Origin of the sequence: Nostoc sp., from assembly GCF_036916975.1 — a bacterium.
Classification (GTDB): Bacteria; Cyanobacteriota; Cyanobacteriia; order Cyanobacteriales; family Nostocaceae; genus Nostoc.
The window spans coordinates 1-10,285 of record NZ_JBALFF010000110.1; the positions used below are offsets into that span (position 1 = coordinate 1).

The 10,285-nt window shown below is 41.0% G+C and carries 11 protein-coding genes; 3 read left to right on the plus strand and 8 right to left on the minus strand.

Translation table 11 applies throughout. The annotated features are described in order from the left end of the window. Positions 1-314 precede the first annotated feature (314 nt). Positions 315-1,088, plus strand: coding sequence for an SDR family oxidoreductase (locus tag V7K73_RS26240; RefSeq protein WP_334884468.1), 774 nt, complete (start codon positions 315-317; stop codon positions 1,086-1,088). 7 nt (positions 1,089-1,095) lie between these two features. Here V7K73_RS26240 and V7K73_RS26245 read toward each other — a convergent pair whose 3' ends face one another. The 7 genes from V7K73_RS26245 to V7K73_RS26275 form a co-directional block, all read right to left on the minus strand. Next, positions 1,096-1,869 (minus strand): hypothetical protein, encoded by a 774-nt coding sequence (locus tag V7K73_RS26245; RefSeq protein ID WP_334884470.1) that lies wholly within the window; start codon positions 1,867-1,869, stop codon positions 1,096-1,098. A gap of 517 nt (positions 1,870-2,386) precedes the next feature. Then, entirely contained in the window at positions 2,387-2,794 is a 408-nt protein-coding gene (locus V7K73_RS26250) for a hypothetical protein (protein WP_334884472.1), read from the minus strand. Between the two features lie 396 nt (positions 2,795-3,190). Next, positions 3,191-3,598, minus strand: a complete 408-nt coding sequence (locus tag V7K73_RS26255) for a hypothetical protein (protein WP_334884488.1) — start codon at positions 3,596-3,598, stop codon at positions 3,191-3,193. A 512-nt stretch (positions 3,599-4,110) separates the two neighbouring features. Next, positions 4,111-4,761 (minus strand): hypothetical protein, encoded by a 651-nt coding sequence (locus V7K73_RS26260; protein WP_334884474.1) that lies wholly within the window; start codon positions 4,759-4,761, stop codon positions 4,111-4,113. Positions 4,762-4,963: 202 nt separating this feature from the next. Further along, positions 4,964-6,064, minus strand: coding sequence for a D-alanine--D-alanine ligase family protein (locus tag V7K73_RS26265; RefSeq protein ID WP_334884476.1), 1,101 nt, complete (start codon positions 6,062-6,064; stop codon positions 4,964-4,966). A gap of 85 nt (positions 6,065-6,149) precedes the next feature. Continuing rightward, on the minus strand, positions 6,150-6,338 hold the full coding sequence (locus V7K73_RS26270; RefSeq protein WP_334884478.1) for a hypothetical protein: 189 nt from the start codon (positions 6,336-6,338) through the stop codon (positions 6,150-6,152). After that, positions 6,335-6,673: a hypothetical protein gene (locus tag V7K73_RS26275; protein ID WP_334884479.1), complete on the minus strand. Its 339-nt coding sequence runs from the start codon at positions 6,671-6,673 to the stop codon at positions 6,335-6,337. Before V7K73_RS26275 ends, V7K73_RS26270 begins: the two co-directional genes overlap by 4 nt. A gap of 265 nt (positions 6,674-6,938) precedes the next feature. Here V7K73_RS26275 and V7K73_RS26280 point away from each other — a divergent pair, with 265 nt between their 5' ends. Together V7K73_RS26280 and V7K73_RS26285 are read left to right on the plus strand one after the other, a co-directional pair. After that, complete coding sequence (locus tag V7K73_RS26280; RefSeq protein ID WP_334884481.1) at positions 6,939-7,403, plus strand: hypothetical protein; 465 nt, start codon at positions 6,939-6,941, stop codon at positions 7,401-7,403. 277 nt (positions 7,404-7,680) lie between these two features. Beyond that, complete coding sequence (locus V7K73_RS26285) at positions 7,681-9,372, plus strand: NAD-binding protein (protein WP_334884483.1); 1,692 nt, start codon at positions 7,681-7,683, stop codon at positions 9,370-9,372. Between the two features lie 237 nt (positions 9,373-9,609). On the opposite strand, the gene def is transcribed toward V7K73_RS26285, so the two are convergent. Further along, positions 9,610-10,137, minus strand: coding sequence for a peptide deformylase (def, locus tag V7K73_RS26290; protein WP_334884486.1), 528 nt, complete (start codon positions 10,135-10,137; stop codon positions 9,610-9,612). Positions 10,138-10,285: the final 148 nt, after the last annotated feature.

Sequence of the window (10,285 nt, forward strand, 5' to 3'; positions counted from 1 at the left end):
GGAGTGCTGTTAATTTCCAGAGTTATATGGGAGTGGAGAGCGCTTTGTGCAAGGATTTGATGAAGTTTATCTAAAAATTTTTAAAGAAGCGATGCTTCCCACAGGGTAGGACACAAAGAAATGGTATTATACAACAGTTTATTCCTGGGTGCATTATCGCCTGAAGGCAAAGTTGAAAGTACCGCGTCCGCACAGTGCTAAACAGGATATAGAAGCAGAAATCAAATAGGATTTCTATATCTGTACTCAGTAACTTGCTAAATGGCTAAATTGTGTATTTAAATTAACACTGGACTCTTGACTTTTGACTAACAATGACTTCCCTACAAAATCAAATCATTTTAATAACTGGTGCAAGTAGTGGTATTGGTACTGCTTGTGCGAGAATATTTGCTGGTGCGGGTGCAAAACTTATTCTAGCGGCACGACGGGTGGAACGTTTGCAGCAGCTAGCAGGTACTCTCATTAAAGAATTTGGTATTGAAATTCATTTGTTACAGCTAGATGTGCGCGATCGCAATGCTGTTGAATTTGCCATTTCTACTCTACCCTCTGCCTGGTCTGACATCGACATCCTTATCAACAATGCTGGTCTAAGTCGTGGTTTAGACAAGTTGCACGAAGGCAGCTTTCAAGACTGGGAAGACATGATTGATACTAACGTTAAGGGTTTACTTTACGTGTCCCGCTATGTCATTCCGCGAATGGTGAGCCGCGATCGCGGTCATGTGGTAAATTTAGGTTCCATTGCTGGACATCAAACCTATCCCGGTGGTAATGTCTACTGTGCTACCAAAGCTGCTGTGAGGGCAATTTCTGAAGGTTTAAAACAAGACCTGTTGGGAACGCGGGTACGTGTAACTTCTGTTGACCCTGGTATGGTAGAAACGGAATTTAGCAATGTCCGCTTTCACGGAGATGCTGAACGCGCCAACAAAGTCTACCAGGGAGTTAAGCCCCTGACAGCAGATGATGTGGCTGATGTGATATTTTTCTGTGTGACGCGATCGCCCCATGTCAATATTAATGAAGTTGTGCTGATGCCTGTTGACCAAGCTAGCGCTACTCTAGTTAATCGGCGAACATAAATAATCATTAAGCGGTCTTAAAAAATCGAATAATTTCGCGGACATGATCGAGAAATTGCCCATCGGTAGAAAGTTGGGCGATAGCATTTCTTGCTTCTCTTGCCAAACGCTCATGTTCAGTTTGATTTGTCGCCCGTAATTCTTCTAAGTTAGCCGCAATTCGAGCTAAATCTTTGCGAGTTTCTTCGGCGAAGCGTTGTTGAGTTGCGGGTAATGAATAAGATTGTTCTGGGTTAAGTTGCTCCTCGAATGACTGGATTTTTTGTTCTAATATTGAGAAGCGATCGCGCAGTTCAACAATATCTTCGCGGGGATATTTCCATTCTTGGCGAATCATCGTTAACCGCGCATATAAATACTCATACGCCCTAATTGCTGGACGCAGAATTGTTAATAACAAAGCTGCACCAGAACTTATATACCCAACTGTACTAATACCAGTGGCAGCAAGAGTATAAAGACCAACGGCTGAGAATAAGTGTAAAGCAAGGGCAACCCAGAGCGATCCCTTTGCCAACAGTGTGACATACTTTACTTGTTTCTCATCGACTGGAATTCCTTTCTCTTTCGATTGTGCTGCTTCTGCTAATACTTCTTTCGCTTGAAAATGCACATTCCACGGTACGGTAACAATTACCAACAGCCACCAAAAGCTTGCACCACCAATCACCCAATCAAGAAAGTTACCAGCAGGGATGTGCAACCATTGCAGTAAGCCAAAAGCTGTTAGCACCACAATTACAATTCCAGCAATGGAACTGATAAAAAAGTTGATATACATTTTGCCATGTCTCCAATTAAACCATCACCTCGAGCATCACTTTGCAGCAGCATTTATACGTAAATTATTGTGATAGTTTTTCTAATTGCACAGACTAATTTGGGGATGAGATAGCTAAACCAGGTAATTTGAGTATCTTTGTCACCTTTTTCCGAAAAATATTAACACAAATGCTTGTGATGCTTTTTCTACTTGCACTAGATCACTCCTCTGCGCCTCTGCTTCTCTGCGTGAGATAAAAAATACTTCGGTATTAGCAATACCTTAGCCAAAAAAATAAGTAATCTAGCTTTTGCCGAAATAGCCCAACATATAGCGTTTCCCGACCTAGTGAGGTACGTTTTCAAAGCTACTAACCTTGGTAAACAATATTTTGGTGTACCTCAGTTGCTTAGGAAACGCTATAAGACCATGCTTTATTATGAGGCAAAAAACGTCAAACTCCAGTCCAGACGTATACTACAGTCAAAATTATTTCCACACAAACCATAGAATTGGTTAACTTTGAAATAAATCACTAAGATGGTTTTAAAAATTCAATAAGGAAAGTATTACCTTGTGCAAATCGAATAGTAATTTGCATAGTAGAACCTTCAGAATCTTCAAGATTTAGTGGTTTGCCAATTTCAAAATTTACTGGTTGTTGTTGACCACCATTCACCGCTATATTATCAGCATAAATATAATTTCTATCTGATGTATCTAAAATGAGATTCAAACGACCTTTTAAACCTTTAATGTATCCAGTGCTATCAGGAAAAATAACAGAACCAACATTTTCTCTATGTTCTAGTTTTTTTTGTGAATCCTTTTCTGGAGAAAAATTTCTAACTATTATGCCTGCAAAATTTGGATGTGCCACTAAAAGAGTATAATTTTGTTGGGACTTAATATTTAACTCAGCTATACCATTATAATCTGTCAAACTTTCTAAATATGTATTATTCTTACCAATTAATATTACTTGTGCGTTACATATTAACTATGCAAATTTGCCGTTTACATCAGTGAATACGCGCATTTTGTGTTTTTATAGTAAAATTTTTTGCTTTAATAAAGGAGAGTTTTTTAAGTGAATTCTTAAAGTCAAAGTTGCACCCTTGAGGAAGCGAAATAGCCCAACATAAGACCATGCTTGATTATGAGGCAAAACGTCAAACTCCAGTCCAGACGTATACTACAGCCAAAATTACTTCCACACAAACTTTTACAGATTTTATTGGGTCAGTTTTTTGCCATCCGGCAAAAACAAGCTTGTAAAATCTTAGGTTTGTTCTATATCAAGGCTCGTAAATTGGCGAAGGTATTGTATTAGAACTAGCTATTGGATAAGATAACTACGCCAAATCGGTTTAGTACTTTTACTACCCTTTTCTAGAATTAGCGATCGCCAAGTTTTACCTTCTTGCTGAATTTGTAGGTAAACGTCAAAAGGTTTTTTTGGTTGCGTCAAGCGCCGTTTTGGTAGCTTGAGAATCAAGTCGTAGGTTCCCTGAACGTGGAAAGCTGGTAAATTTTCAATGGTTAGAGGTTCTTCCTGGGTAATTGATAGCCGCTTGATTTCAAATCCTTGAAAATCTAGATCCAACTGCTGGCTAAGTTTTTGTTGAGTTTGCTCTAGCCCAAGTGCGATCGCTTTTTGCACTAACTCGTTAGTCGGTAACAGTCCGATACTGCCACAACCTGTCATTAGTACCAGCAATATTGCTGTCAAAATTAACCGCACTATGTTATTCACTGCTTGATCTGCTATTTTCATCCTTATCAGTTTAACCAAAGAGATGACTGCTTTTTCAGCGTCGAGTAATTCCTTTGCTTTCCACCAATATCATTTTTTAAGCACATTCCCCAACCTCACCCCCAACCCCTCTCCTTGCTAAGGCTATTGTGTAGACACAAGTCTTGCCGCAGCCATATTTTCTATACCGCCTCGGAATAAATTCCGAGTCTCATAGCTAAAGTCCACTCAAGTGGACTAAATGATCAATTCAGTCCACTTGAGTGGACTTCAGCTATCAGCCCTGAACTTCACTTCTGGGCGGGTTGTCGGCAGATGATTTTTTGACTTGTGCGTACACCGTAGCCGATGCTTTGGAGAGGGGAGTGTAAGTTTCCTCAAATACGGGGTGAGGTTGCACCAAAGAACCGCTATTATCCTCTAAATATTAGTAAAGGCACGGTAGAACCGTGCCTTAATTCGCAAAAAATATTATTTTGACGGGTTTTTGCTTTATAGGAGATTTAAGACTGCCGTAAAATTGCAGACAGTGAACTATCTTTACGAAGATCCATTAAGTCTGCTAAAGATTCTGTGCGCGTATCTAAGTGGTGCTTGTGTTCTGCTGGCAGAACCGTTACCAGATGTTTTGTTTTCGGTTGCACCTGCATAACAGGCATCAGTTGTGACTGTGGCACAAAGATTGGCTGGTTCTTGGGAAGGCGAGGTTCCAATCTTTGGTAATGGTTCTGTGCCAAGCGGGACTGATGGGGTTTAAACTGTTTTTGGACTTTTTGCGGTTGCTTTCTCCAAGTGAGCATTCGGAAAATCAGCAAGCAACCACTACCACAGCACAGGGCGATCGCAGCCACCATCCATAAAGGTGTAGGATTACTATTCTCAGAGGGCGCATTGATTGGTTCTTCAACTATAACTGGGATTTTTTCTGATTCGTCTTGTGTTACCTGTCCAGCATTACCTAAGCTGTACACGGCAAAGACACCACCTCCTAAAAACATGGCTAAACACCCAGTTAACAATAGCCAAGGATGATGTGCAACCAGATATATCAGAACGTTCGAGCTTTGTTTGAATCTCGATTTCCTGTTTGTCAGCCCTGGAGTAGCCCTTTTTAATTGGGTTGGCTCGCGCTGTACACTCTGACTTTTTTCCATGATTACTTTCAGATTTGTACCCCTCTAGTGAATAAATTGTACTGGAGGAGTGAAGCATCAGGTATCCGTAACAAAAGTTCAGATTCAAGTAGCTTTTTTGTAAAATATCGGCTACTAAATCTGGCGAAATTTTGCTAATATTCTGTATTTATTGTGACTTTTGGCGAGAAAAATCTAGAAATCAGTTCGCTTATTTTCTCCCTCAGCTAGGAGAATGTCTTTCAAGAGCAAGTTGAATTAACCGATCAACTAACTCTGGAAAGGAGACTCCACTATAAGCCCAGAGTTGGGGATACATACTAGTCGCAGTAAAGCCTGGTAAGGTATTTATTTCATTAATCAAAACTTCTTGTGTCGCTTCCACATAGAAAAAATCTACCCTTGCCAACCCCGCAGCATCAACAGCTGCAAAAGCTTGCAAAGCCATGTCCTGAATTTGACGAGCGATCGCATCTGGAAGCTGTGCAGGTATCAGCAAATCTGCCATACCTTCTGTATATTTTGTTTCGTAATCATAAAAATCGCTGTCATAAGTAATCTCTCCAACGACAGAGGCTTGTGGTTGATCGTTACCTAAAACGGCACATTCGACTTCTCTAGCTACGACACCAGCTTCGACAACCAGCCTTCGGTCATAACTGGCAGCATTATCTAAAGCGGCTTCTAATTCTGGGCGCGATCGCACTTTGGCAATACCCACTGATGAACCCAAATTAGCAGGTTTAACAAAAGCAGGATAACCTAATGTTGCCTCAATGTCATCACACAATTTCGGAAATACGCAAGGATTAGACCAAACTTGGGTTCTAGTTATCGCCTTATATTTTACCTGTGGTAGTCCCGCTTGCTCAAAGGCGATTTTCATGGCGATTTTATCCATCCCCATAGCTGAACCTAACACCCCAGAACCAACAAAAGGGACTTGCATCAGAGTTAGTAACCCTTGAATTGTCCCGTCTTCACCGTTGGGGCCGTGGAGAATGGGAAACCAAACATCCACATTCGCAACTTGAGAGGGAGATTGCCACTTACTCAGGGTTTGGGCTTCAGGGTTGGATGTGAGATTGGCAACAGATGTTGATTCTTCAGATTCCAGTAGCAAAGTGCCGGTTTCTAAAACCTTTTCGGGTGCTTCTCCAGCCAGCCAGCGTCCATCTTTTTGGATGTAAAAAGGTAATATTTCGTACTTATTACTATTTTGTTCTGCACTTAAGGCTTTAGCGATCGCCCGTGCTGAATTGATCGAAACTTCATGTTCTCCAGAACGACCGCCAAACAATAACCCCACGCGCAGCTTCGCCATTTTTCGCTTCCTTCACACTTCTCAAGCAGATAGCGTATCACAACTTACAAAAATTGCCATATTTTTCTATATTATTTTATTGCGTTTAGTCAGTTCCACCCCAAGTCCAGGCAGGATTGCCATTCTTTAAACTGTTTTTTAGCACAACTAGAGGATAATTATTCGCATCAAATCCGCCAGCCAAATCTAAGATAAAGTAAACCTTACCTTTAACAAAGTGCATCCGTAAATAATTAATCTTTCCAGAGTAGTCTTGTCCATCAACCTTAGTCATTCCAGCAGATGCAAAACATTTCGCATATTTAGGCTTGAGTGTCCCAACCCATGTGACGCTAAAGCTATTACTGGCTTGACAGACATGTTACTGGCATAGGCACTCAGGTTAACAGAACCATCTGTTGAAAAACTGCCTTCTTGATAAGGATGGGCTTTTTCAGTGACAATTACTTTGTCTGGACAGCTTTGTTTTTGCTCGTTTTCACTATAAACTTTTAGCTCAATGTTTTGTAATTGATTTTGTGCTTGGACGCACCAGTTGGACAACAGAAACAGTAAAGCAATGCTTCTGCCTGTAATCAAAATCAAAGGTCTAAACGAAATCATACTCATAACCGAACAAATGTTGAAATATTCAATTTGATGTCGTGTAAATTTTACTAATTAATTAGCAAGATATAAGTCAGTGTAATTACTGGGTTCTTGTCTAGAGTCGAAACATAGCCCTATAGGATTATATTTGTTTTACTCGTGTATTTGAACATAGATCAAACGATGATTTTTCTAAATCTGCATAAATAGCTAAAAATCAGCAGATAAGGCTATTAAGTGTACATTCAAAGAATTTATAAAAGTTAAAACTTGGAAAATCAAACAGATGAATAACTTTCGTCGTTTCATGGTTGTGAGCGGATTGACTTTGACTCTAGTAGTGGAAACTATTACAGTGACTGGATTTGCTCAACCAGCACAAGCACAAGAACAGGCTCCAGGTTCTGTATATTTATCATGCGGCGCGATTAATACTGGTCTTGGTGCCACATCCAGCGATGCTAATAGTACAGCAGCAGCGTGTTTTTTACAGGCGTATACAAGTTGCCAAGCAGCAACCTTAACAGCAAATTTTACTGGGATCGATTCGGGAGTGAGACGAAGATTTTTTCTGGTTAAAGAACCCGGCAAATGCTTAGTTGTGAATGTAGCCGAGAATTATGTAATCCCACAATTTTCTAGCGATCGCGCCGAATTGTGCAGTAGTGTACAGCAGAAGGATAAAGGAATAGTGATAAAAAGTTGCGGTGTTAATGGGGACATTATTTTGCCAGGTCTTGATAATTTGTAACAAATTAAATTACGAATTACGTTAGCGTAGCGAGTCCGCGAGGGGTTTCAAATTCTTTGAATAAGCGTAGGTGGACGAAAGTTTGTGTAGCCGCGTTCGCCCTTGGCGTGCCGGAGGCATCATTGCATTCGCCAGGGCAAGGGTGTTTTTACACTCATTGAGATGCTCCCAATTCAAACAATCGTGTTGTCAGCTACAGTTATATTCTTGGAAAGTGAGCAACAATATTGATAATTAACTAGAAGTGCAGCCCTAATTATAAAAATGCTGCCGTTTCATGAAACCTAGAATTATTGTTTGTGGCTTAGGACATACCGGATATAAAATCTTTCGTTTGCTGAGACATCAGGGAGCCTTCGTTGTTGGTATTCATTATCAATCTATCCCTGGCGAAACAGCACAAGATGTGATTGTTGGCGATTTAAAAGCAGCTGCTACCCTCACAGCAGCAGGAATTCAACAGGCACACACTTTAATAATTGCTGGATCTAAAGATGATCTGAATTTGTCTATTATGATGCAAGCGCGGGTGCTGAATCCTCAGATTCGGATTATCAACCGTTTTTATAATACAAATTTGGGAGAGCGTCTAGATCAAAGTTTGCCAGACCATTTAAGTATGAGTGTTGTTGGATTAGCAGCACCCGTATTTACCTTTGCAGCACTGGGAAACCGAGCGATCGGACAAATCAAATTATTTCAGCAAACTTGGCCAATTCACGAAGAATACATTGATGAAAACCACTTGTGGAAGGGTCGAAAGCTGAGTGAATTGTGGTCAGAGCGATCGCGGATGTTGATTTATTACTTGCCAGTAGAAGGTGAGATAGATTTGGTATCAGCTGTCATCTCTGGACAAGAGATAAAAGTAGGCGACCGCTTAATTATTGGCACGCAACCCCGCATCCGTTCTCCGCGAAGATCATTGATTAAAAAACTGCTGAAAGTCTTAACTAATATTAGACTGTTTCAGCAACACGGGCGGTCAGTACTGGTGGGTGCTATTGCACTATTGGCAGTTATTGCGATCGCTACATTCACCTATATGTCGGCTGAGTTGAGTTTGTCTCCTGTCGATGCTCTATATTTTTCTGTAGGCATGATTACTGGAGCCGGTGGTAATGACAAAGTAGTAGAAAATGCTTCTAACAATATTAAGTTATTTACCGTTGTTATGATGCTGGTTGGAGCAGTAGTTATTGGTATTTGGTATGCAATGCTCACCGATTTTGTCTTAGGAAGCCGCTTTAAGCAATTTTGGGATGCAGCCCGAATTCCCCACCGTTCTCACTACATTGTTTGTGGCTTAAGTGGTATTGGAGTCAGAATTGTTCAGCAACTCCACACCAGTGGATATGAAGTTGTAGTAGTTGAACTCGACCCCAACAACAAATATATCAACACCGCCCGCGAACTCGGTATCCCCGTCATTCAGGGAGATGCTAGCTTCCGCACAATACTTAAAGCGAGCAATATAGACTCTGCCGCCGCAGTTCTTGCTGTTACTAGCAATGATGCTACCAATTTGGAAATTGCCCTCAAAGCCAAAGGCTTGACATCCAGCATTCCGGTGATTGTTCATTATGCCGATCCCGATTTTGCTAGCATAGCGCAACAGCTATTTGGCTTCGAGGCCGTACTAAGTTCGGCTGAACTAGCAGCCCCAGCTTTTGCTGCTGCTGCACTAGGGGGACGAATCCTCGGCAATGGCATCACAACGGATAGTCTTTGGGTAGCCTTTGCAACTGTGATTACACCTTTACACGTCTTTTGTGGTCAGTGGGTGAAAGATGTAGCCATGTCCGCTGACTGTGTACCTTTGTATGTAGAAACGAATAACAAAACCCTTCACGGCTGGGATTTGCTAGAAACTAACCTCAGTACTGGCGATGTTTTATATATGACTATGCCAGCCACACGCCTGTATCAATTGTGGCGGGACGATCAAATTTGCGAATCACAGACTTAAATAATTCGTAATTCGTAATTCGTAATTCGTAATTACGAATTATTTAATAAAGTTTAGGGGTTTAATTCAAGACCCTAACGACGGCAGAACGTTTTTGGTCGGGGTCTAAGAACAAAGTTCAGAGCGGAGGTTTCCGGCGCTCTGACGAAAGCGCTAAATAAGAGTCACAAAACTTAATTAATTTCCTTGTTCCGAGCGAAGTCGAGGTATTACGAATTACGAATTACGAATTACGAATTATTTAACCACTCTTTCTTGATATTCTTGCTCAGTAATCATATCAAGCGTGTTTTCTAGGCGATCAACAAATACGATACCATCGAGATGATCGTACTCATGTTGAAAAACTCGAGCGATAAAATCGGTTAATTCTTGCTTTTGTAAGTTGCCTTGACAGTCAGTGTATTCGACTTCAATAGATTTATATCGAGGAACTAACCCCCTAATTCCTGGAACACTTAAACAACCTTCCCAATCTTTAACAACTTCAGTTGAATGAGAAACAATTTTGGGATTAATCATGGCGGTAGGTTCCATTTCCGGCGCGTTAGGATACCTGGCATTAGGACGAGAAGCCACAATAAATAAACGATAGGATTGTGCTACTTGAGGCGCAGCAATCCCCACGCCGTTAGCTTTGACAACAGTGGCGATTAAGTCTTCAATTAACTTTTGGATATGCTCATCTTGAATATTGTCAACCCAAGCAGCTTTTTGGCGCAATGTTGGATTCCCTAATTGAATTATTGGCGTTAATTCAGACATGATAAAACTCCTTTAATTAATGTGGCATTCGGCATTGGAAGTGGATAAATGTTTATAACTCCCAACTCCCAACTCCCAACTCCCAACTCCCAACTCCCAACTCCCAACTCCCAACTCCCAACTCCCAACTCCCAACTCCCAACTCCCA